Source organism: Rubrimonas sp. (genome assembly GCF_036788415.1).
Taxonomy (GTDB): Bacteria; Pseudomonadota; Alphaproteobacteria; order Rhodobacterales; family Rhodobacteraceae; genus Rubrimonas.
This window is the reverse complement of the sequence record NZ_DAIQNN010000020.1, coordinates 1-20,224: the sequence shown is the minus strand read 5'-3', so window position 1 is coordinate 20,224 and position 20,224 is coordinate 1. Positions and strand designations below refer to the sequence as shown.

At 71.4% G+C, this 20,224-nt stretch carries 20 protein-coding genes and 1 pseudogene; 8 read left to right on the top strand and 13 right to left on the bottom strand.

Features of this window, described 5'->3' with window-relative positions; all coding sequences use genetic code 11:
* Positions 1 to 20: 20 nt before the first annotated feature.
* Entirely contained in the window at positions 21 to 1,697 is a 1,677-nt protein-coding gene (locus tag V7Q31_RS07310) for a formate--tetrahydrofolate ligase (protein WP_333833037.1), read from the top strand.
* Between the two features lie 26 nt (positions 1,698 to 1,723).
* A complete protein-coding gene (locus V7Q31_RS07305; RefSeq protein ID WP_333833036.1) occupies positions 1,724 to 2,185 on the top strand; it encodes a hypothetical protein in 462 nt (153 codons plus the stop codon).
* A gap of 35 nt (positions 2,186 to 2,220) precedes the next feature.
* Here V7Q31_RS07305 and V7Q31_RS07300 read toward each other — a convergent pair whose 3' ends face one another.
* The 5 genes from V7Q31_RS07300 to V7Q31_RS07280 all read right to left on the bottom strand — a co-directional run bounded on the left by V7Q31_RS07300 (position 2,221) and on the right by V7Q31_RS07280 (position 7,068).
* On the bottom strand, positions 2,221 to 3,177 hold the full coding sequence (locus V7Q31_RS07300; RefSeq protein ID WP_333833035.1) for a PfkB family carbohydrate kinase: 957 nt from the start codon (positions 3,175 to 3,177) through the stop codon (positions 2,221 to 2,223).
* Positions 3,174 to 3,845, bottom strand: a complete 672-nt coding sequence (locus V7Q31_RS07295; RefSeq protein WP_333833034.1) for a D-lyxose/D-mannose family sugar isomerase — start codon at positions 3,843 to 3,845, stop codon at positions 3,174 to 3,176. Before V7Q31_RS07295 ends, V7Q31_RS07300 begins: the two co-directional genes overlap by 4 nt.
* Positions 3,842 to 4,630 (bottom strand): ATP-binding cassette domain-containing protein, encoded by a 789-nt coding sequence (locus V7Q31_RS07290; RefSeq protein WP_333833033.1) that lies wholly within the window; start codon positions 4,628 to 4,630, stop codon positions 3,842 to 3,844. Before V7Q31_RS07290 ends, V7Q31_RS07295 begins: the two co-directional genes overlap by 4 nt.
* The gene (locus V7Q31_RS07285; RefSeq protein ID WP_333833032.1) at positions 4,627 to 5,856 is read right to left on the bottom strand and encodes an ABC transporter permease; all 1,230 of its coding nucleotides are present in this window, start codon (positions 5,854 to 5,856) and stop codon (positions 4,627 to 4,629) included. The genes V7Q31_RS07290 and V7Q31_RS07285 overlap by 4 nt, the downstream gene beginning before the upstream one ends.
* A gap of 180 nt (positions 5,857 to 6,036) precedes the next feature.
* Positions 6,037 to 7,068: a sugar ABC transporter substrate-binding protein gene (locus V7Q31_RS07280; protein ID WP_333833031.1), complete on the bottom strand. Its 1,032-nt coding sequence runs from the start codon at positions 7,066 to 7,068 to the stop codon at positions 6,037 to 6,039.
* Positions 7,069 to 7,237: 169 nt separating this feature from the next.
* Between V7Q31_RS07280 and V7Q31_RS07275 the strand changes: the two genes are divergently transcribed.
* Entirely contained in the window at positions 7,238 to 8,443 is a 1,206-nt protein-coding gene (locus tag V7Q31_RS07275; RefSeq protein ID WP_333833030.1) for an ROK family transcriptional regulator, read from the top strand.
* Between the two features lie 6 nt (positions 8,444 to 8,449).
* Here V7Q31_RS07275 and V7Q31_RS07270 read toward each other — a convergent pair whose 3' ends face one another.
* From V7Q31_RS07270 to V7Q31_RS07240, 7 genes and pseudogenes are all read right to left on the bottom strand, one after another.
* Positions 8,450 to 9,652 (bottom strand): FAD-dependent oxidoreductase, encoded by a 1,203-nt coding sequence (locus V7Q31_RS07270; RefSeq protein ID WP_333833029.1) that lies wholly within the window; start codon positions 9,650 to 9,652, stop codon positions 8,450 to 8,452.
* A 60-nt stretch (positions 9,653 to 9,712) separates the two neighbouring features.
* Positions 9,713 to 10,174 carry a hypothetical protein gene (locus V7Q31_RS07265; RefSeq protein ID WP_333833028.1) on the bottom strand — a complete coding sequence of 154 codons (462 nt, stop codon included), beginning with the start codon at positions 10,172 to 10,174 and terminating at the stop codon, positions 9,713 to 9,715.
* A gap of 32 nt (positions 10,175 to 10,206) precedes the next feature.
* Positions 10,207 to 11,775 carry a peroxidase family protein gene (locus tag V7Q31_RS07260; protein ID WP_333833027.1) on the bottom strand — a complete coding sequence of 523 codons (1,569 nt, stop codon included), beginning with the start codon at positions 11,773 to 11,775 and terminating at the stop codon, positions 10,207 to 10,209.
* Positions 11,776 to 12,036: 261 nt separating this feature from the next.
* On the bottom strand, positions 12,037 to 12,525 hold the full coding sequence (locus tag V7Q31_RS07255) for an ureidoglycolate lyase (RefSeq protein ID WP_333833026.1): 489 nt from the start codon (positions 12,523 to 12,525) through the stop codon (positions 12,037 to 12,039).
* Positions 12,522 to 13,966 (bottom strand): annotated as a pseudogene (gene puuE / locus V7Q31_RS07250) (allantoinase PuuE). The gene V7Q31_RS07255 and the pseudogene puuE overlap by 4 nt, the downstream one beginning before the upstream one ends.
* A gap of 54 nt (positions 13,967 to 14,020) precedes the next feature.
* Positions 14,021 to 15,367 carry an 8-oxoguanine deaminase gene (locus tag V7Q31_RS07245; protein ID WP_333833025.1) on the bottom strand — a complete coding sequence of 449 codons (1,347 nt, stop codon included), beginning with the start codon at positions 15,365 to 15,367 and terminating at the stop codon, positions 14,021 to 14,023.
* Positions 15,364 to 16,548, bottom strand: coding sequence for a urate hydroxylase PuuD (locus V7Q31_RS07240; RefSeq protein WP_333833024.1), 1,185 nt, complete (start codon positions 16,546 to 16,548; stop codon positions 15,364 to 15,366). The genes V7Q31_RS07245 and V7Q31_RS07240 overlap by 4 nt, the downstream gene beginning before the upstream one ends.
* Positions 16,549 to 16,691: 143 nt before the next feature.
* On the opposite strand from V7Q31_RS07240, the gene V7Q31_RS07235 reads away from it, so the two are divergent.
* From V7Q31_RS07235 to V7Q31_RS07215, 5 genes are all read left to right on the top strand, one after another.
* Entirely contained in the window at positions 16,692 to 17,396 is a 705-nt protein-coding gene (locus V7Q31_RS07235; RefSeq protein WP_333833023.1) for a hypothetical protein, read from the top strand.
* Positions 17,397 to 17,479: 83 nt separating this feature from the next.
* On the top strand, positions 17,480 to 17,884 hold the full coding sequence (mce, locus tag V7Q31_RS07230) for a methylmalonyl-CoA epimerase (RefSeq protein WP_333833022.1): 405 nt from the start codon (positions 17,480 to 17,482) through the stop codon (positions 17,882 to 17,884).
* On the top strand, positions 17,884 to 18,156 hold the full coding sequence (locus V7Q31_RS07225) for a DUF1467 family protein (protein ID WP_333833021.1): 273 nt from the start codon (positions 17,884 to 17,886) through the stop codon (positions 18,154 to 18,156). Before mce ends, V7Q31_RS07225 begins: the two co-directional genes overlap by 1 nt.
* Positions 18,134 to 18,427, top strand: coding sequence for a DUF167 domain-containing protein (locus V7Q31_RS07220; protein WP_333833020.1), 294 nt, complete (start codon positions 18,134 to 18,136; stop codon positions 18,425 to 18,427). The genes V7Q31_RS07225 and V7Q31_RS07220 overlap by 23 nt, the downstream gene beginning before the upstream one ends.
* 68 nt (positions 18,428 to 18,495) lie before the next feature.
* Positions 18,496 to 18,897: a hypothetical protein gene (locus V7Q31_RS07215; RefSeq protein ID WP_333833019.1), complete on the top strand. Its 402-nt coding sequence runs from the start codon at positions 18,496 to 18,498 to the stop codon at positions 18,895 to 18,897.
* Between the two features lie 19 nt (positions 18,898 to 18,916).
* Here the strand turns inward: V7Q31_RS07215 and V7Q31_RS07210 are convergent, their stop codons facing one another.
* A complete protein-coding gene (locus V7Q31_RS07210) occupies positions 18,917 to 19,921 on the bottom strand; it encodes a 2-hydroxyacid dehydrogenase (RefSeq protein WP_333833018.1) in 1,005 nt (334 codons plus the stop codon).
* Positions 19,922 to 20,224: the final 303 nt, after the last annotated feature.

The window sequence follows — 20,224 nt, the reverse complement described above, 5'->3', positions numbered from 1 at the left end:
CCGCAGAAGGACCCGCGCTCATGAGCCAACCCGCCGACATCGACATCGCCCGCGCCGCCCGCCTCGCGCCCATCGAGGAGATCGGCGCGAAGCTCGGCGTCCCCTCCGAGGCGCTGACGCCCTTCGGGCGCGACAAGGCCAAGCTGTCGGCGGCCTTCACCTCCGGGCTGCGCGACCGCCGCGACGGCGCGCTGGTGCTCGTGACGGCGATCAACCCCACCCCCGCAGGCGAAGGCAAGACGACGACTACGGTCGGTCTGGGCGACGCGCTCAACCGCATCGGCAAGCGCACGGCGATCTGCCTGCGCGAGCCCTCGCTCGGGCCCTGCTTCGGGATGAAGGGGGGCGCGGCGGGCGGCGGGCGGTCGCAGGTCGCCCCGATGGAGGACATCAACCTCCACTTCACCGGCGACTTCCACGCGATCACCAGCGCCCACAACCTGCTGAGCGCTCTGATCGACAACCATATTCACTGGGGCAACGCGCTCGGGATCGACCCGCGCCGGGTGACGTGGCGGCGCGTCATGGACATGAACGACCGCGCGCTGCGCCATGTGGTCACCTCGCTCGGCGGCGCCGCCAACGGCTTCCCGGCGGAGTCGGGCTTCGACATCACCGTGGCGTCGGAGGTGATGGCGGCGCTCTGCCTCTCCGACGATCTCGCCGACCTGCAGCGCCGGCTCGGCGACATCGTGATCGGCCAGACGCGCGACCGCCGCCCCGTCACCGCGCGCGACCTGAAGGCCGACGGCGCGATGACCGTGCTGCTCGCGCAGGCGATGCAGCCCAACCTCGTGCAGACGCTGGAGAACAATCCCGCTTTCGTCCATGGCGGCCCGTTCGCCAACATCGCCCATGGCTGCAACAGCGTCATCGCCACCCGCACGGCGCTGAAGCTGGCCGACTACGTGGTGACCGAAGCCGGTTTCGGCGCCGATCTCGGGGCCGAGAAGTTCTTCGACATCAAGTGCCGCAAGGCGGGCCTGCATCCGGCGGCGGCGGTGATCGTCGCCACGGTGCGCGCGCTCAAGATGAACGGCGGCGTCGCGAAGGCCGATCTGGGCGCGGAGAACGTGGCCGCGCTGACGCAGGGCTGCGCGAATCTTGGCCGCCACATCGAGAACGTGCGCCAGTTCGGCGTGCCGGCGGTGGTGGCGATCAACCGCTTCCACACCGACACCGACGCCGAGCTCGACGCGCTGCGCGCCTTCGCCGCCAGCCACGGGACCGAGGCGATGGTCTGCGAGCACTGGGCGAAGGGCTCCGAGGGCGCCGAAGCGCTCGCCCGCAAGGTCGCCGCGCTGGTCGAGGGCGGCGGCGCGCAGTTCTCGCCGCTCTATGACGACGACCTGCCGCTCTGGGACAAGATCGAGACCGTCGCCCGCCGCATCTACCGGGCCGACCGCGTCAGCGCCGACAACCGCATCCGCGATCAGCTGAAGGCGTGGGAGGACCAGGGTCATGGCCGCCTGCCGGTCTGCATGGCGAAGACGCAATACTCCTTCAGCGCCGACCCCGCCCGGCTCGGCGCGCCGACCGGCTTCGCCCTGCCGGTGCGCGAGGTGCGGCTGGCGGCGGGGGCGGGCTTCGTCGTCGCGATCTGCGGCGACATCATGACCATGCCGGGCCTGCCGCGCGTCCCCGCCGCCGAGGCGATCGGGCTTGACGGGCAGGGGTTGATTCAGGGCCTGTTCTAGGACGATTTCTGCACGGGAGAGAGCCGATGCGCGCGATTCTCATGGCGCTGGCGCTGCTGCTCTGGGCGGGCGCCGCGCCCGCCGAGCAGGAAGGCTATTACTACCCGCCGATCACCTCCTCCGAGGTCTTCGCCCGCACCCTCGCCGAGGCGCCGCCGGCGGGGCGCGAGGAGCGGATCGCCTTCGTCACCCAGTTCACCCGCGAGCAACTCGGGCTCGGCTACGCGCCGCGCTACGCGCTTCTGGCCAAGGGCGCGGAGGCGCAGGAGCTGATCGTCGTCTCCCTCGACGACGCGGTGTTCCGGACGCTGTTCCGGGCGCGCGCGGTGATGGCGCAGCTCTCCGCCCCGGCGCGGATGACCGAGTTCTTCACGCGCAACCAGGTCGCCGACGTCGCGACATTCTACGACATGCTCAAGCTGATGGGCTTCCGCAACCTGACGCTGAGCGACGGCGCGACCTGGAGCCACCGGGTGGATTTCGAGTAGCGACCGCAGACGCGACGCGAGCGGTTCGGCGCCGGTTACGCCTCGCCCTCCCCCGCACCAACCTCCGCGCGACGCGGCAGATCGGCGCCCCGTCGCGCGCAGGTGAGCGCGGCGGCCCGCACCGCGAAGCCGAGCGCCGCGCGCGCGCGCGGCGCGTCCAGCGCCGCCAGCCCCGCCGGCGTCGCCCGCCCGTCCGCCGCCAGCGCCGCGATCAGCGCCGCGAGGAAACTGTCGCCCGCGCCCACCGTGTCGACCACCGCCACCTCAGGGGCGGGCATACGGACCTCGCCGAAGCGACCCCAGATCGTCGCGCCCTCCCCCCCGCGCGTCAGGGCCACGAGCTTGACCCCGGAATCGAGAAAGGCGCGCGCCGCTTCAGCCGGATCGACGCCGGGATGAAGGGCGGACAGGTCCTCCGCGCTCAGCTTCACCAGATCGGCGCAGGCGGCGAAGGCGGCGACGCGCGCGCGCCAGACATCCATGTCGGGCTCGACGGTCGGGCGGATGTTGGGGTCGAGCGTGATCAGCGGGCGCCCGGGCCCCAGCGCCCGGGCGCGCCGCGCCAGAGCCAGATAGCTCGACCCCGTCGGCTCGGTCAGCAGCGACAGGCAGCCGAACATCAGCGCCCGCACGCCGTCGAGCGGCGGCAGGTCGGCTTCGGTCAGCGCCCGGTCGGCGGCGTTCTCGCCGTAGAAGCTGTAGCGCGCCCCGCCATCGGCCCCGAGCGCGACCAGCGCCAGCGTCGTGCGCAGCGCCTTGCGGCGGAGGAGCGCCGGATCGACGCCCTCCGCCGCCAGCGCCGCCGCGAGCCCGTCGCCGAGCGCGTCGGTCCCGACGCCTGCGAACAGCCCCGCCGGCATACCCAGCCGCGCCATCCCCACGGCCACGTTGAAGGCCGACCCGCCGATCCGCGCGTCCAGCGCGAAGCCGGTCGGAGTCGGGGCGCCGACGAACACGTCGTAGAGCGCCTCGCCGCAGACGAGGAAGGTCATCGCGCCAGCCGCTCGGCGACGAGGGGGAACCGGCGGGGCGCGTCTTCCTCGACCGCGGGAAAGCGGGGGAGCGGCGTCTCGAACAGGTTGTCGGCCACGTCGTCGTTGACGCTCGACACTTCGGCGAGCACGACCGTCGCGGCGTCGGCCTCGAAGGCGTGCCAGATCTCGGGGGTGAGCGTCACGCTCTCGCCCGGATGCAGGACCAGCGCGCCGTCGTCGCCGGTCTCGCGCCAGACCCCGTCGCACAGCGCCCGGACGCCGCGGTTGCGGTCGGGCGCGCCGCCCGCGTCGGGGCGCAGCTCGAACCTGCACGGCGCGTCGCCGCGCACGATGATGTCCTCGACCTTGCGGAAATGGCGGTGCATCGGCGCGAGCTGGCCGGGCCGCAGGTAAAGCGCCTTCTCGGCGTAGACCATCCCGCCGCCCGCCTCCAGATCGGCGAGCCGCCCGTTGCGCAGGGTGAAGAGCGTCAGCCCCAGACGGTCGAAAGCGCCCGCGCCGTAATCGGTCACGTCCCAGCCGCAGCCCGCCGCGACCAGCGGGGCGTCGCCCGCCGCATCCCACTCCTGCGGCCCCCACTCGGCGAAAGGCGGCAGGCGCAGGCCCGCCGCCGCGAAGGCCGCCCGCGCCTCGGCGATGGCGGCCTCGATCTGCGAGCGCTTCACGCCGCCTGCTCCACCGGCGGCGGCATCGCGCCGGTCATGATCGCGACGGCGTCCGACATGGTGTGGTCCTGCGGGCGGATCACGCAGGCGCGCCGCCCCAGACGGTGGATGTGGATGCGGTCGGCCAATTCGAACACATGCGGCATGTTGTGGCTGATCAGGATGATCGGCAGGCCGCGCGCCTGCACGTCCTTGATCAGCTCCAGCACGCGGCGGCTCTCCTTGACGCCGAGCGCCGCGGTCGGCTCGTCCATGATGATGAATTTGGTTGCGAAGGCGGCGGCGCGCGCCACCGCCACGCCTTGCCGCTGACCGCCCGACAGCGTCTCGACGGCCTGATTGATGCTCTGCACCGTCATCAGGCCAAGCTCGGTGAGCTTGTCGCGGGCGAATGCGCGCATCCGCTTCTTGTCGAGCATGCGCAGGTATTTCCCGAGAAACCCGGGCTTGTAGAGCTCGCGCCCCAGAAACATGTTGTCCGCGATCGAGAGGGCGGGGCTCAGGGCGAGGTTCTGATACACTGTCTCGATCCCGGCCTCGCGCGCCTCGATGGGCGAGGCGAAGCGGGTCTCGACGCCGTCGATCTCGATCGAGCCGGCGTCCACCTGCACCGCCCCGCACAGCGCCTTGATCAGCGTCGACTTCCCCGCGCCGTTGTCGCCGATCACCGCGAGGATCTCGCCTGGCATCAGGTCGAAATCGGCGTGGTCGATGGCGGTCACGCGCCCGTAGCGCTTCACCAGCCCCCGCGCCCGCACCACCGGACGCTTCATATCCGCGCTCATGACGAGACCCTCCGGATCCACTGGTCCATGGCCACCGCGACGATGATCAGCAGGCCGATGGCGAAGCCCTGCCACAGCACCTCGACCCCCGCGAGCTTCAGCCCCGAGCGGAACACGCCCACGATCAGCGCCCCGATAAGCGTGCCGAAGATCGCGCCGCGCCCGCCGAACAGCGAGGTGCCGCCGATCACCACCGCGGTGATCGCGTCGAGATTGCCCTCGTAGAAGCTCTGGGGCGAGGCCGAGCCGACCCGCCCGATGGCCGCCCAGCCGCCGAGCGCGCACAGGAACCCCGCGACGCCGTAGACCGACAGCAGCACCCGGTCGGTGCGGATGCCCGATAGCTCCGCCGCCTCCTTGTCGTCGCCCACCGCATAGACCGAACGGCCCCAGCCGGTGGAGCCGAGCGCGTACCACAGCGCGACGAACACCCCGAGCATCAGGAACGAGCCGAGCGTGAACTGCGCGCCGAACAGCTCGACCCTCAGCCCGAAGACCTTCAGCAGCGGCGCGGCGGCGTCGATGTCCTGACTGCGCACGGTCTGCGCTTCGGAATACCACAGCGTCAGCGCGAAGAAGATCGACCACGCGCCGAGCGTGACGATGAAGGGCGGCAGCCGCAGCGCCGGCGCCGGCCCCACGCCCCAGATCCCGACGCCGAGCCCGGCGAGGATGCCCAGCGGCGCCGCGTGGATGAGATCGAGCCCGGATTGCAGCGCCGCCACCCAGACGAGCACGGCGGCGAGGATCGGAAGCACCCGCGCCCGCGTCGCCAGCGAGCCGTTGAGCAGCCCGCAGGCCGCGCCCACCGCCAGCCCGATCAGGATCGCGAGCGGGGAGGGCACGCCCCCCTCCACCGCGAGCCGCGCCATCGTCATGTAGCTCAGGACCATGATCGCCGCGACCGACAGGTCGATGCCGGCGGTCAGGATCACCAGCGTCTGCGCCGCGCCGAGAATGCCGATCACCGTCACCTGCTGGATGATCAGCGACAGGTTGAACGCCGAGAAGAAATTCGGCGCGATCGCGCCGAAGACGGCGCAGCTCAGCAGCAGCACCAGCGCGGGCGCTGCGGTCGGGTTGTCGTGCAGGAACCCCTGGAAGGCCCGCAACGGCCCGCCCTTGGGCTCGTCGAACACCGCGACGTCGGTCTGCGAGCGGTCGATGGCCGCCTCGAATTCCTGCATCGGGCGCGCAGTGGGGCCCGGGCTCGTCGGCTCTGACATGGACGCGTCTCCTCCGTCCGTCGCGCCGCCATGGCGCGCCGGCTGCCGGGGAGGCGATGCGCGCCGCCTCCCTCGCCTCTTCAGGTTTGCGCGACGCTCGGCGTCGGATGCGACGCCGCCTGCGGCCCTACGGGCGTTCGGCGCTGAAAACCGTCCACCGGACGGTTTTCCGGGCGCGCCTCACCCCCAGCACTTCTTGAGCGCTTCCTCGGAGGTGATCGAGGGGACGCCCTCCACCGGACGGTCCGTCACAAGCTCGACGCCGGTGTTGAAGAAGTCGAGGCCGGGCGTGTTCGCGGGCTTCTCGCCGGTCTCGGCGTATTTCTTCACCGCCTCGACGCCCATCGAGGCCATCAGCAGCGGGAACTGCATCGAGGTGGCGCCGATGATGCCCTCCGCCACGTTGCGCACGCCGGGGCAGCCGCCGTCGACCGAGACGACCAGCACCTTGTCCGACAGCCCGAACGCCTTCAGCGCCTCATAGGCTCCGGCGGCGGCGGGCTCGTTGATCGTGTGCACGACGTTGATGCCGGCGTCCTTCTGGAGCAGGTTCTCCATCGCGGTCCGGCCGCCCTCCTCGGCGCCGAGCGTTGTGTCGCCGCCCACGAAGCGCGGGTCGGTCTCGTCGTACATCTTGTTGGGGTCGTTCACGTCGACGCCGAAGCCCGCGAGGAAACCCTGATTGCGCAGCACGTCCACGGTGATCTGCGCATCCGACAGATCGAGCGTCGCGATCTTGGCCGAGGCCGTGTCGCCCATGGTGGCGGCGGCCCATTTGCCGATCAGCTCGCCCGCCAGCCGGTTGTCGGTGGCGAAAGTGGCGTCGGCGGCGTCGATCGGGTCGAAGGGCGTGTCGAGCGCGATCACCAGCAGGCCGGCCTCGCGGGCGCGGCGCACCGTGTCGGCGAGCGCGGCGGGATCGGAGGGGGTGATCAGAATGCCCTTGGCGCCGGCGGCCTGAAGGCTTTCGATGGCCTCGATCTGCGCTTCGGTGTCGCCGTCGTACTTCCCGGCGAAGGAGCGGAACTCCATCCCGAGCTCCTTGGCCTTGGCCTCCGCGCCCTCGCGCATCTTCACGAAGAAGGGGTTGGTGTTGGTCTTCGTGATCAGTCCGACGATCTCCTGCGCGGCTGTCGGGCCGGCGCTCAGCCCGCCCGCGACGAGGGCGGCGGCGAGGATGGTCGTGGCGCGCAAGGCGGTGCGAGTGGACATGGCGTTCTCCCCAAGATGCGTTTTTCTGGCGGCGATTGTCCCGCCACTGCCCTGCGATACGCCGCGCAGAGGCGATTCGTCAATTAATAAATCACATTGCCTTGTTTAAAGGGGCGCCGCATCATCCTGTTCACGCGCAACGGGTTGCGCCCGATTCGGAACCAGCGGAATGTCCTTTCGCGGCGGAGATGCGAGCGCCCTGCGCGCCTATAACGAACGGCTGATCCTCGACGCGATCCGCCAGCGCGGGCCGCTGTCCAAGGCCGAACTGGCGCGCGCCACCGGCCTCAGCGCGCAGGCGGCGGCGGTGATCTCGCGCGGCCTGCTGGCAGAGGGGATGCTGGTCGAGAACGACAAGGTGCGCGGCCGCGTCGGCCAGCCGATGACGCCGCTGGCGCTCAACCCCCGCGGCGCCTTCGCGGTCGGCGTCAAGATCGGGCGGCGGGGGGTCGACGCGGCGCTGGTCGATTTCAACGGCGCGCCGCTCAGCATCTGGCGCGCGCCGCACGACGCGCCGCTGCTCGGGCCGTCGATGGCGCGCGCGGTGGAGGGCGCGTCCGCCGCCCTCGCCGCCCTGCCCGCAAGGGAGCGGGGGCGCGTCGTCGGTCTGGGAGTGGCCGCGCCCGGCCATGTGCACCTGTGGGCCGCCGAGCTCGGTCTCGCCTCCGACGCATTGGCCGACTGGGCGGGCTTCGACCCGGCGGCGGCGCTGGCGGACGCGCTCGGCCTGCCGGCGCAGCTCTACAACGACGCGACCGCCGCCTGCGCCGCCGAGATGGCGCTGGGCGCAGGCCGGCTGCGCGGCGACGCGCTCTACATTTATCTCGGCGCCTTCGTCGGCGGCGGAGTGGTGATCGACGGGCGCCTGCAACATGGCGCGCGCGGCAACGCCGGCGCGGTCGGGTCGGTTCCCTCGCACCGCGCGGGGCCGGACGGGCGGCCCCGCCAGCTGATCCACGACGCCTCGCTGGTGTTTCTCGAGGCCTCGCTCGCCCGCGCTGGCGTCCCCCCCCGCGCGTCCATCGCAGGCGAAGTTCAGAGCGCCGAAGCGGACGCCGCCTTCGCCGACTGGGCCGAGGGCGCCGCTGAAGCGCTCGCTCGATGCGCCGCCGCCGCAGCGGCGCTGATCGACGCGGGACGGGTCGTGATCGACGGCATGCTCAACCCGCGTTGGCGCGACGCGATGGTAGCCGTCACTGCGCGGCGTCTCAAAGCGCTCGACCTCTCGGGGCTCAATTCCATCGAGGTGGTCGCGGGCTCGCTCGGGGCGGACGCGCGGATGCTGGGCGCGGCGCTTCTGCCGCTGCACGCCCGCTTCTCGCCCCAGCCCGAGTTGCTCGCCCGAGAGAGCGCGGAGCCTGCCGCAGCCCAGTAGCGCGCCTCAGCGCATCCCCATCCCGATCCGCATCGCCGTGCGCCGCAGCGGAGCGAGCCGCCCGACCGCCGCGAGCCCCAGACGCCGCAGATCGCGCAGCGGCTGCGCCTCGGCCAGCGCCGCGCGGTTGAGCGCGTCGACGCCCGCCACCCGCGCCGCGGTCTCCGGCCAGCGCCGCCGCTGATATCCCGACAGCACGTCCCGCCCGCCGATGTCGCGCCCCTGAGCGCGCGCCGCTGCGATCCGCCCGGCCAAATCCTCCAGATCGGCCAGCGACATGTTCAGCCCCTGCGCGCCGATCGGCGAGATCACATGGACCGCTTCGGCCATCAGCGCGACCCGCCGCGCCGCCATCCGGTCGGAGATCTGGCAGATGATCGGATAGAGCGCCTTGCGCCCCACCACTTCGAGCCGCCCCAGCAGATCGAGCGACCGCGCGTTGAGCGCATCCTCGAACGCCTCCGCGGGCAGCGCCGCCAGCCGGTCGGCCTCCGCCGCCCGCTCGAGCCACACCACCGACGACATGTGCCAGCCGTCGGCGTCGGGCATAGGCACCAGCGTGAACGGCCCGCCCGAGCGGTGTATCTCCGTCGACGCGCCGCCATGCGGGCGCGGATGGCGCACGGCGAAGACCAGCGCCTTCTGCCCGTAGCGCCAGCGCCGTGCGGCGATGCCCGCCGCGTCGCGCACCCCCGAATCCCGCCCGTCCGCGCCGATGACGAGTTGCGCGCGCACGGTCGATCCGTCGCCCAACAGCGCGAAGGCGCAGTCGTCGCGCAGCGTCAGCCGTTCGAGGCCCGCCGGGGCGCGCACCTCCACGCCGAGGTCGCGCAACGGCGCCTCCAGCGCCCGCCTTGCGTCGGTATTGCGCACATTGAAGCCGAAAGGCCGCTCGCCCATCTCGCCCGAATCGAATTCGGCGCGCTCGCGCACCGCATTCACGCGGCCGCCCGCGTCGAGGATGCGCATGGTCCACAGCGCCTCGGCGCCCTCGGCCATGCCTTCCCACGCGCCGGCCTTGCGCAGCGTGTCGATGGCGGGTTGCAGAAAGGCGGTGGTGCGCAGGTCGGCGCCGTCCTGCGCGACGTCGACCGGGGGCGGCGCCGCCTTGTCCGCGACGATGACGCGCGCCCCGTCCGAGGCGAGGCGGGCTGCTGCGGCGAGGCCTGCGAGGCCTCCGCCGACGACGAGGATGTCCGTGCTGTCCATGCTCCGGTTATAGGGCGCGCGGACGCCGCCGGGAAGCGCGGCGGATCGCGCCGACGCGCCTCAGCGGCAGGTCGCGAAGACGTAGTCGGCGATCCGGCTGTCGAGAAAATCGCTGTTGCTGAGCTCGTAGGGGCCGCTCTGCGCATAGTCGCGATAGAAGGGGCTCAGCGAGAACCCGCCCCGGACGCGCCCCGCGTCATAGGCCACTGCGAGATTGCGGTTCTCGGCGAGCAAGTCGCGATCGGGCAGGCGGATCGCCAGATTCTGCGGCGTGCTCTCGTGAAAGCTCGCCGTCGCGGTCTCGTCGACGTCGATCAGCTCCAGCACGCCGGGGATGCGCCAGCTGCGGGTGGCGGGGTCGTAGCGCGCCTGCATGGCCTCGACGCCGAGCGCGTCGTTTGCGAATTCCGCGAGATCCGCCATCATTTGCGCGACCGTTGCGGGGCGGGCGCCCGAAAGGGTCAGCCGGCTCAGATAGCCGCCGACGAGTTGATGGGCGATGACGTTCATCTGAAGGGGCATGGTCGCGTCTCCGGCCTTGGATTCGGGGTTCGTCAGGATGCGGCGAGTCGGGCGGGAATCAGAGCCTCGATCAGATCGGCCATCCCGGCGGGCGCGCCGGCCGGGCCGAACACGGTCGCGGCGTCGACCTTCAGATCGGGATGGTCCTCGACGCTCTCGCGGCTGGCGTCGCGCGCGGCGTAGAGCGGCTCGGCGGTGACGATGGAGCCGAGCGCGCCGAAGCGCAGCCCGGCGCCGCCTCCCTGATCCTCGGGCGCCGCGGCCTCGATCAACGCGAACAGATAGAGCGGCGGCTCGGCGCACAGGCTCGCGCGCCAGGGCTTGAGCGCGCGGTCCTCCCCCAGCACCTCCAGCACCGCGGAGCCGCGATGCGAGGCGTCGAAGGCGAGCCAGCGGTGCAGTCCGGGGACGCCGGCGAAATCGGCGCGCACGTGCTCGGCCAGCGCTTCGACGCGCAAGGGGCCCGCATCCATGCCGCGCGCCAGATCGCGCAGCGGCAGATGCGCCCGGCGGGCCGGGCGGAGCGCGTCCGCCAGCAGCCCCGGCGCCTCGGCGAGGAACGGGTTGACATGCGGCGCGAAGGGCTCCGCGGGCTGCGCGCGCGCGCCGAAGAACAGCGACCAGTCCACCGCCCAGGCGCGCCCCTGCGCGAAGGCCTCGGGGTCGCGCCTCGAGGTATGGCGGATCATCTCCCGCACATTGATCGCATGGCCCGAATTCACCGTCGGCGAGACGGCGTAGTCGGGGCGGACCAGCGCATGACCGGCGCGGCTGACGGCGTGGCTGAACTCGACGGCGACGTCGTCGGTCCTCGCCGCCGGCAGATCGCGCCGGCGCCCGCGCTCATAGGCGAGACGCACGTCCGGGCGCAGCAGACGCGGGAGCAGATCGTCGAACACGACGCAGCGGAACGCGGCCTGCGCGACGCGGCGGGCCGCGGCGAAGCGCTCGGCGGGGTCGCCATAGCGGTCGAGGCGGCGGAGCGCGACATTGTGCAGCCGGATGAAGAGCCCCGCGACCTGGGCGACGACCGGGTTCTCGTCGTTGCGCGCATCGGCGGCGCAGAGTGGGGCTTCGGGGGCGCCGGACACCGACGTGCAATGCGCCGAGCGGGCGAGCGTGCGCTGACCGGGCGCGACGCCGGGGCCGAATCGCCCGAAGCGCAGCCGATAGGGGGCCAGCGCGTCGTCGCCCGCGCCGTAGAACTGCGGATCGCGCTCGGGGCCTTCGCCGTAGATCGTCTCGAGCGTCAGCCGCCGCTTGCGCAGCGCGACATGCGGGACCGCGGCGGGCGGATAGATGCGCTCGTCGGTCGAGAATTGCAGATCGTGCGCCATGAACTGCGCGAGATAGGTGTAGCCGGCGGGAAACGGGGCGGTGCGGCGCGCTGGCGGGCGCGCCATCATCCGCTCGGCGAGGGCTGCGAGCATGATCTCGGTGTCGTGCGCGCTTCCCTCGCCGCGCCAGCGGTCCGCCTCGTCGGCGTGGTGCTCGTGGAACATGTTGCGAAAGCCCGGCGGGGGCTGCCTCGGCAGCGCCGCGTCGCGCGCGTCGGTGCGCAGGCTTTCGGGCAGACTGCTGGGATAGCGGTGGGGGGTCATCGAGCGCTCCGGCTTCGTCCTGTCCGCAGCGTGTTAACCGAGCGAGCGTCAGAGAAACGTCAGCGCGACCGCGCGGGGGCGCGCCGCGCATGCTCGCGCGGCGAAAAAGGCCGGGCGCGCGCAAGCGGCGCGGCCCGGCGAGTGATGCGCCCCGGAGAGGCGGCGCGACGGACGGCGACGCGCGACGCAAGCGCCGCGCGAGGGACAGGGACGAAGCTCGCCGCCCGAACTCGACGCTGCACGGGCGGCGTCAAAGGAGCGTCAGAGCGCCGCCAGCGCGGGCGGGTTGAGCGCGATCTCGTCGAGATTGCCGCCCTGCCCCTCGCGGTCGACCACCAGGAAATCCTGCGTCTCGGCCAGCACGAGCAGCGGGTGATGCCAGACGCCGCGCGCATACTGCGCGCCTTGATCGCCGCGGGCTGCGAACAGCCGAACGTCGCGGGCCGTCGGATGTTCAAGACCTGCCGGCGCGACGGCGAGCAGCCAGGGCTCGGGCGAGAGCGGGACGAAGGCCTGGCTCGCCAGCGGGTGGCGTTCGAGCATCCCCAGAAGCGGCGGGCGGCGGCGGCCCCGGAAGATCGATAGAATCGCAGCGCCCTCGGGGCCGGGATCGGCGAAGGCCAGCGCGTGGAAGCGGTCGGTGAAGCCCGAATTGATGCTGCGCGCCGGCCCCGTCGCCTCGATCACGGCGCCGAAGGGCGCGAACGCCTCCGCCGTGAGGGGCTCGGGGCGCAGCGCCACGGGCGTCATGGCGTCTCCCGCGCCAGCGCGCGCAGGCGCAGCCGGGCGATCCGGTGAACTTGCGCGCGCGCTTCGGCGAACTCGGCCTCGGGGCTCTGGCCGAGCCGGCGGCGGAACGCGTCGAGGATCGCGGCCCGGTCGAGCCCCGCCACCGCGACGATGAAGGGGAAGCCGAACTTCGCCACATAGGCGCCGTTCAGATGCTGGAACTCGGCCAGTTCCTCCGCCGAGCAGCGGTCGAGTCCGGCGCCGGCCTGCTCGGCGCGCGACGCCTCGGTCAGATCGCCCGCCAGCGCCAGCCGCCCCGCGAGGTCGGGATGGGCGCGCAACAGCGCAAGCTGGGCCGCCGGGTCCGCCGCCTCCACGATCTCGGCCATCGCCTGCGCGAGCGCGTCCGGATCGTCGGACAGCCGCCCGGCGTCCCACAGGACCTCCGCGATCCAGGGCGAATGCTCGTAGACCCAGCCGTAGCGCGCCAGAAACCCCTCGCGGTCGAGCGCGCTCGGCGGCGGATCGCGGAAGATCACGCCGAGGCGCCCGGCCAGGGATGGGTCGCGCGCCAGTGCTCCGCGATGTCGATCCGCCGCGCCACCCACACATGGTCATGGCCGAGCGCGTAGTCGAGGAAGCGCTTGAGCGCCATGAACCGCCCCGGCCGCCCGATCAGCCGCGCATGCAGGCCGACCGACATCATCTTCGGCTTCGTCGCGCCCTCGGCGTAGAGGCAGTCGAAGCTGTCGCGCAGATAGGCCTCGAACTGCTCGCCCGAATTGAAGCCCTGCGGCGTCGCGAAGCGCATGTCGTTGGCGTCGAGCGTGTAGGGCACGACGAGATGGCCGCCGGGGATGATCCGGCTCCAGAAGGGCAGATCGTCCGAATAGTCGTCGGCGTCGTAGAGAAAGCCGCCATGCTCGGCGACCAGACGGCGGGTGTTGGACGAGATGCGGCCCGTGTACCAGCCACGCGGCGGCGCGCCGCAGAGACGGGTCAGGATCTCCACCGCCTCCTCGATCTGCGCGCGCTCCTCGGCCTCGGGCATGTCGCGATGCTCGATCCATTTCAGGCCGTGGCAGGCGATCTCGCAGCCGTCCTTGAGCGCGCGCTCGACGATGTGGGGGGTCCGCGCGGCGGCGGTGGCGACCGTGAACAGCGTGAGCGGCGCGCCGCGGTCGCGGAACAGGTCGAGCACGCGCCACACGCCAGCGCGCGGGCCGTATTCGTAGATCGACTCCATGTTCATGTGGCGCAGACCCGGCCAGGGCTGCGCGCCGACGATCTCCGACAGGAACGCCTCCGACGCCGGATCGCCGTGCAGGACGCAGTTCTCGCCGCCCTCCTCGACGTTCAGGACGAATTGCAGGGCGATGCGCGCGCCGTTGGGCCAGCGCGCATGCGGCGGGTCGCCGGCGTAGCCTGCGAGGTCGCGGGGATAAGGAGCGGAGTCGGTCATGGCGCGATTTGGCGCCGCGCGGGGCGGTTGGGCAAGGGGCCTTCGCGGCGTCCTTCACCCCGCCAGTCGCCGCGCGAGGCGGCGATGCCGCTCCAGCGCCATCGGCAGGTCGAGCGTCGCGATCCGGCCTTCCGCGACCACGACGCGCCCCTCCACCACCAGATCGCGCGCGCGCAGCGGCCCGCAGAGCATCAGCGCGGCGACCGCGTCCCACGCCCCGGCCGTCTCGACGCCCCGCAGATCGTAGATGGCGGCGTCGGCCCGTTTCCCATGCGCGAGCGCGCCCAGATCATCGCGTCCCAACGCCTTGGCCCCGCCCAGCGTCGCGATCTCCAGCGCCTCGCGCGCGGCCATCGCGCTGGCCCCGCCCGCCACCCGCTGAAGCAGCATCGCCGCGCGCGCCTCCGCCAGCAGGTTCCCGCCGTCGTTGGAGGCCGAACCGTCCACCCCCAGCCCCACCGTCACGCCCGCGTCGCGCATCGCGCGGATCGGCGCGATCCCGGAGCCGAGCCGCATGTTTGAGCAGGGGCAATGGGCCACCGCCGTGCCGCTGCGCGCGAACAGCGCGATCTCGGACGGGTCGAGCTTCACGCAATGGGCGTGCCACACGTCGGGCCCGGTCCAGCCGAGCGACTCGGCCCAGTCGCCGGGGCGCAGGCCGAAGCGCTCAAGCGAGAAGGCCACGTCCTCGTCGTTCTCGGCGAGATGGGTGTGCAGCCGCACGCCCTTGTCGCGGGCGAGGGCGGCGGCGTCGCGCATCAGCCCCTCGGAGACCGAGAAGGGCGAGCACGGCGCCACGCCCACCCGCGCCATCGCGCCGGGTTCGGGGTCGTGGAAGTCCTCGATGACGCGCAGGCAGTCCTTCAGGATCGCCGCCTCGTCCTCCACGAGACTGTCGGGCGGCAGGCCGCCCGCGCTCTCGCCGATCGACATGGCGCCGCGATTGGCGTGCAGCCGCACGCCGAGCTGCGCCGCTGCGTCGATCTCGTCGTCGAGCCGCGCGCCGTTGGGGAACAGGTAGAGATGGTCCGCCGCCGTCGAGCAGCCCGACAGCGCCAGCTCCGCCAGCCCGACCAGCGCGGAGATGCGGATCTCCTCCGGCCCCATCTTCGACCAGATCGGATAGAGCGCGCGCAGCCAGCCGAACAGCGCCGCGTCCTGCGCGCCGGGAACAGCGCGGGTGAGGGTCTGGAACAGATGATGATGCGTGTTGATCAGCCCCGGCGTCACCACGCAGCCCGACGCGTCGATCACATGGTCGGCCATGCGCGGCAGATCGGCGGTCGGCTCGACGGCGACCAGAACGCCGTCGCGCGCGAAGAGCCCGCCATCGGGGATTTCGCGCCGGTCCTCGTCCATCGTCACGACGAGATCGGCGTTGCGGATCAGCAGCGTGCTCATTCGTCCGGCATCCCGGCGCGGATCCACGCGCCGAGCCGCGCGCGCTCCTCCTCGGTCATGCCAGTGTCGTTGCCCATCGGCATCGCGTTCGTCAGCACCGCCTGCGCGAGAACGCGGGACGCGTGGGACTTCAGCAGCGACGCGGTGTGCAGCATCACGCCGGCGGGCGCATCGTCGAAACTGTCGTCGCTCGGAACATCGGCGTGGCAGGAGGCGCAATGCACCGTCGCGATCGCCAGCGCCTCGGGGGTGAAGACCGGATCGGCGACCTCCACCGCGTTCGGCTTCCACGCGCTGAAGGCCATCATGAAGGCGGTCAGCGCGCCCGCGACCGGCCATTGCCACCAGATCTTCGGCCCGTGCGCGCCCGCCTCGTGCAGGTTGAACCAGTGCCGGATCACGACGCCCAGGAGCAGAACCACCGCGACGATGACCACGTTCCACTCATGCCCAAAGGTCATCGGGTAGTGGTTGGAGATCATCATGAACAGAACGGGCAAGGTGAGATAGTTGTTGTGCGTCGAGCGCAGCTTGGCGATCCGCCCGTATTTCGCGTCGGGCGTGCGGCCGGCCTTGAGATCGGCGACCACGATGCGCTGATTGGGGATGATCACGAGAAACACGTTGCCGGTCATGATCGTGCCGGTCATCGCGCCGACATGCAGGAACGCCGCCCGCGCCGAGAACACCTGCCCCCACGCCCAGGCCGCGAAGCAGATGAAGGCGAACAGCAGCGCGAAGACCAGAACGGGCCGGTCGGCGAGCGCGGACTTGCACAGCCGGTCGTAGACCAGCCACCCCGCCGCCAGCGACACCAGCGAGATCAGGATCGCCTGCGCCTGCGTGATGTCGGCCACCGAGCGGTCGATCATGTAGCTCTCGGCGCCCCAGTAATAGACCACCGCCAGCAACGCGAAGCCGGTCAGCCAGGTGCTGTAACTCTCCCATTTGAACCAGTGCAGATCGGCGGGCATCCGCTCCGGCGCCACGGCGTATTTCTGGATGTGGTAGAAGCCGCCGCCATGCACCGACCAGTTCTCGCCCTTCACGCCCGCCGGCATGCCCTCGGCGCGTTTCAGCGAACTGTCGAGCCACATGAAATAGAAGGACGAGCCGATCCAGCCGATCCCGGCGACGATGTGCGCCCAGCGCAGCAGCAGCGACACCCAATCTTCGATCATCGAAGCGCTCCCAAAGCCCCAGCTTGATGCTGCGGCGCCGCAGCCCGTGGGTAAAGCCCTCCGCGCCCCCTTTCCGCCCTGCGGCGCCGTGTCTATTTCCGAGGAACGGAGGCGCGTCCGGCGCCAATGGCGTGAGGCGCGCGATGCCGATCTCGGCCCTGCTGATCCCCGCGCTCTGGCGGGTGACGCTCTATATTCTGGGGCTTCTCGTCGCCTATGGCGCAGCGATCGGCGCGGTCTTTCTGTTCGTGGCGACGCCGGGGCTGGTGGACATGGTGTCGGCCTGCAAGATCGTGTCGCTGATCCTGCTGATCTACGCCAACCGCGAAATTCCGCACGCCATCGACCTCGACCGCAACGCCGACATCCAGAACGCGAACTTCCTCATCGTACTCACCTCCATCGTCGTTCTGGTGATGATGGTGGTGAAGACCATCGTGCAGGACTATTCGCTGCTCAATACGCCCGAGCAGGGCCGCGAGGTGCTGAGCTTCTTTTTCCGCAACTCCTACTGGATTTCCGCCATCCCGATCTTCGCCTATTTCTTGCTCGACCTGTTCATCGCCTTTTTCCGCGAAGGTTCCGCCAACGACCGCCGCGTCGCGGTCGAGTTCGTGCTGTTCCGCGATCTCGTCTGCGCCTTCCCGCTGGCGCTGGTGCTGCTGCTGACCGAGACCTACCGCGCCTTCTCGCCGCAGCCGGAGGCGGCCGCGCATGCCGAGCTGTTCTTCGGGGGCGCGATCGCGGTGATCCTGCTGTCCTCGGCGATCTCGACCCGCGCGCTCGACCTGCTGCAGACCCGGCGGCGCGAGCGCGGCGCGCCCGATCCCGCCACCCTGCCCGCCTGACCCCGCGTCGCCGGCGCGCTTGCCCGCCCGACGCGTCCGAGCTAGGCGTTAAGGGTTCGCCGCCCGATGCAGGAGACCCGCCCATGATCGGACGCCTCAATCACGTCGCCATCGCCGTCCCCGACCTTCAGGCCGGCATCGCCACCTATCGCGACGCGCTCGGCGCGACCGTCACGGCCCCGCAGGCGCAGCCCGCGCATGGCGTGACGGTGGTGTTCATCGAGCTGCCCAACACCAAGATCGAACTGCTCGAACCGCTCGGCGAGGCCAGCCCCATCGCGGCCTTCCTCGCCAAGAACCCGTCGGGCGGAATCCATCATGTCTGCTACGAGGTCGACGACATCCTCGCAGCCCGCGACCATCTGAAGGCTCAGGGCGCGCGCGTGCTCGGCGACGGCGACCCCAAGATCGGCGCGCATGGCAAGCCGGTGCTGTTCCTCCACCCCAAGGATTTCAACGGCACGCTGGTGGAGCTGGAGCAGGCCTGATGTCGGTCACCTCCGGCATCGTGCTCTATGCGGTGCTGTGGTTCGTCTCGCTGTTCATCGTGCTCCCCATCGGCGTGCGCAGTCAGGACGAGGCCGGCGAGATCGCGCCGGGCACGCCCGCCGGCGCGCCCGAAAACCCGATGATGGGGCGCAAGATGCTGTGGGCGACCATCGCCGCGGCGGTATGCTGGATCGTCGCAGTCGCGGTGATCGAGGGCGGGATCATCGACAACGAGGACATTCGCGGCCTTGCGCCCTTCGATCGACCCTGAGATCGCGGCGCTTGGGCGCGCCGCGCGGGACGCAGGGGGACTGATCGCGATTCGCGTGATCCCCGGCGCCTCCGCCGACGCCGTGGCGCTGGATCGCACGCCCGAGGGCGCGCCGCTCCTGCGCGTGCGCGTCACCGCCCCGCCGGCGGAGGGCGCGGCGAACGCCGCCGTGCTGAAGTTGCTCGCGCGCGCGTTCGGCGCGCCGAAATCGGCGCTGAGCATCGAACGCGGCGCCTCGGGGCGCGACAAGCTGGTGCGGCTGGCGCGCTGAGGGCGCCTCTTGTCGTTTCGTCAACCTCCGCGCCCGAGGATCGGCGCGCAGACGGACGGAGCCCGGCCATGAACTTTCGCGCGCTTTCGGCGGGCTTCTTCCTCGCGGCGATCTTCGGCGTCCTCGTCGCCGCGATCCTGTTCCGACCCGACGCGGCGGCGCGGCTGCTCGCCGTCCATGTCGAAAGCTCCGAGCTGCGGCCGGACAAGGCGGGCGGCTGGGAGTATTACGCCGACCCCGAGGCGGTGCGCCGCAACAGCATGGACCGCCAGCGCCAGGCGATGTCGGGGCCGCTGGTCGAACATGCGGATGCGGAACTGCGCCGCTTCACCGTCGTCGCCGTGCCGCTCGCCGTGATCGCTCTGGTCTCGGGGATCGCCTGGACGATGCTCGGCCGGCGCGACGAGGACGCCCCTGCGCCGCCGTCGAAGCCGCCCCGCAAGAAGCGGCCGGCGGCAGGGCGCGGCTGACGGGCCAGGCCGAGACGGGTCAGACCACCACCCGCCGCGCCTCCGGCAGCGCCGCGGCGCCGCCCGCCTCGAACTGCGCCACGCTGTCCAGCGTCGTCTCGGCGATCTCGTCGAGCGCCTCGCGGGTGAAGAAGGCCTGATGCCCGGTCACGAGCACGTTGGGGAAGGTCAGCAGCCGCCCGAAGGCGTCGTCCTGCAGCACTTCGTTCGAATGGTCGTGGAAGAACAGGTTCTCCTCCTGCTCGTAGACGTCGAGGCCGAGATGGCCGATCCGCCCGGATTTCAGCCCGTCGATGGCCGCCTGCGCGTCGACCAGAGCGCCGCGCCCGGTGTTGATGAGCATCGCGCCCGGCTTCATCAGCGCCACGCTGCGCGGATTGATCATGTGGTGCGTGTCGGGCGTCAGCGGACAGTGCAGCGAGATCACGTCGGACTGCGCGAGCAGCTCGTCGAGCGGGACGTAGCGCATCCCCATCGCGACGCAGTCGGGGTTCTCGAACACGTCGTAGCCGAGCAGCTCCATGTCAAAGCCTTTGAGCGCCTGCGCCACCTGCCGCCCGATCCGCCCCGTGCCGACGATGCCGGCCGTGCGCCCGCGCAGATCAAAGCCCATCAGCCCGTTGAGCGCGAAATTGCTCTCGCGCACGCGGTTGTAGGCGCGGTGGATGCGGCGGTTGAGCGCGAGGATCAGACCGACCGTGTGCTCGGCCACGGCGAACGGCGAATAGGCCGGCACGCGCGAGACGGCGATGCCGAGCTCGCGCGCCGCCTCGAGGTCGAGATTGTTGAAGCCCGCGCAGCGCAGCGCGATCATCCGCGCGCCGCCGTCGCGCAGCGCGGTCAGGACCTCGCGGTCCAGCACGTCGTTGACGAAGGCGCAGATGGCGGGAAAGCCGTTGGCGAGCTCGCGCGTCTCCCGGCTGAGGCGCGATTCGAAGAAGGTCAGGCTGTGGCCGAAGCGGGGATTGGCCGCTTCGAAAGTCTGCTGGTCGTAGACCTGCGTGCTGAACACCGCGACGTCCATGAGCGCCTCCCGGGGGTTGTCAGGGCAGGATAGGTCTTTGCGCGCGAGGGCTAAAGAACTCTTGCGCGAGGGGCGGGCCGAGTCGCAGGCGGCGTCGCCGTCCGAGTTGCCCCTTTCACATGTCGCCGGGCCGGGGCGTTCGCCGCGCCAGTTCGGAACTCGGCAAGTCCTTTGTGCGCAGAGGGGCTTGCGAGGGTTCTGGACAAGCCCGCTCAAGGACGCTAGTCGATCCGGGCGTCGCTGGCGCGGCCCGGGTAGCTCAGTTGGTAGAGCAGCGGATTGAAAATCCGCGTGTCGGTGGTT

What these genes read in the sequence shown, in the direction of transcription:
- V7Q31_RS07305 (WP_333833036.1), top strand. Translation starts at nt 1,724, where the DNA reads ATGCGCGCGATTCTCATGGCGCTGGCGCTGCTGCTCTGGGCGGGCGCC.
- mce (WP_333833022.1), top strand. Translation starts at nt 17,480, where the DNA reads ATGATCGGACGCCTCAATCACGTCGCCATCGCCGTCCCCGACCTTCAG.
- V7Q31_RS07265 (WP_333833028.1), bottom strand. Translation starts at nt 10,174, where the DNA reads ATGCCCCTTCAGATGAACGTCATCGCCCATCAACTCGTCGGCGGCTAT.
- V7Q31_RS07285 (WP_333833032.1), bottom strand. Translation starts at nt 5,856, where the DNA reads ATGTCAGAGCCGACGAGCCCGGGCCCCACTGCGCGCCCGATGCAGGAA.
- V7Q31_RS07275 (WP_333833030.1), top strand. Translation starts at nt 7,238, where the DNA reads ATGTCCTTTCGCGGCGGAGATGCGAGCGCCCTGCGCGCCTATAACGAA.
- V7Q31_RS07225 (WP_333833021.1), top strand. Translation starts at nt 17,884, where the DNA reads ATGTCGGTCACCTCCGGCATCGTGCTCTATGCGGTGCTGTGGTTCGTC.
- V7Q31_RS07280 (WP_333833031.1), bottom strand. Translation starts at nt 7,068, where the DNA reads ATGTCCACTCGCACCGCCTTGCGCGCCACGACCATCCTCGCCGCCGCC.
- V7Q31_RS07255 (WP_333833026.1), bottom strand. Translation starts at nt 12,525, where the DNA reads ATGACGCCCGTGGCGCTGCGCCCCGAGCCCCTCACGGCGGAGGCGTTC.
- V7Q31_RS07260 (WP_333833027.1), bottom strand. Translation starts at nt 11,775, where the DNA reads ATGACCCCCCACCGCTATCCCAGCAGTCTGCCCGAAAGCCTGCGCACC.
- V7Q31_RS07270 (WP_333833029.1), bottom strand. Translation starts at nt 9,652, where the DNA reads ATGGACAGCACGGACATCCTCGTCGTCGGCGGAGGCCTCGCAGGCCTC.
- V7Q31_RS07310 (WP_333833037.1), top strand. Translation starts at nt 21, where the DNA reads ATGAGCCAACCCGCCGACATCGACATCGCCCGCGCCGCCCGCCTCGCG.
- V7Q31_RS07240 (WP_333833024.1), bottom strand. Translation starts at nt 16,548, where the DNA reads ATGATCGAAGATTGGGTGTCGCTGCTGCTGCGCTGGGCGCACATCGTC.
- V7Q31_RS07300 (WP_333833035.1), bottom strand. Translation starts at nt 3,177, where the DNA reads ATGACCTTCCTCGTCTGCGGCGAGGCGCTCTACGACGTGTTCGTCGGC.
- V7Q31_RS07290 (WP_333833033.1), bottom strand. Translation starts at nt 4,630, where the DNA reads ATGAGCGCGGATATGAAGCGTCCGGTGGTGCGGGCGCGGGGGCTGGTG.
- V7Q31_RS07235 (WP_333833023.1), top strand. Translation starts at nt 16,692, where the DNA reads ATGCCGATCTCGGCCCTGCTGATCCCCGCGCTCTGGCGGGTGACGCTC.
- V7Q31_RS07215 (WP_333833019.1), top strand. Translation starts at nt 18,496, where the DNA reads ATGAACTTTCGCGCGCTTTCGGCGGGCTTCTTCCTCGCGGCGATCTTC.
- V7Q31_RS07210 (WP_333833018.1), bottom strand. Translation starts at nt 19,921, where the DNA reads ATGGACGTCGCGGTGTTCAGCACGCAGGTCTACGACCAGCAGACTTTC.
- V7Q31_RS07245 (WP_333833025.1), bottom strand. Translation starts at nt 15,367, where the DNA reads ATGAGCACGCTGCTGATCCGCAACGCCGATCTCGTCGTGACGATGGAC.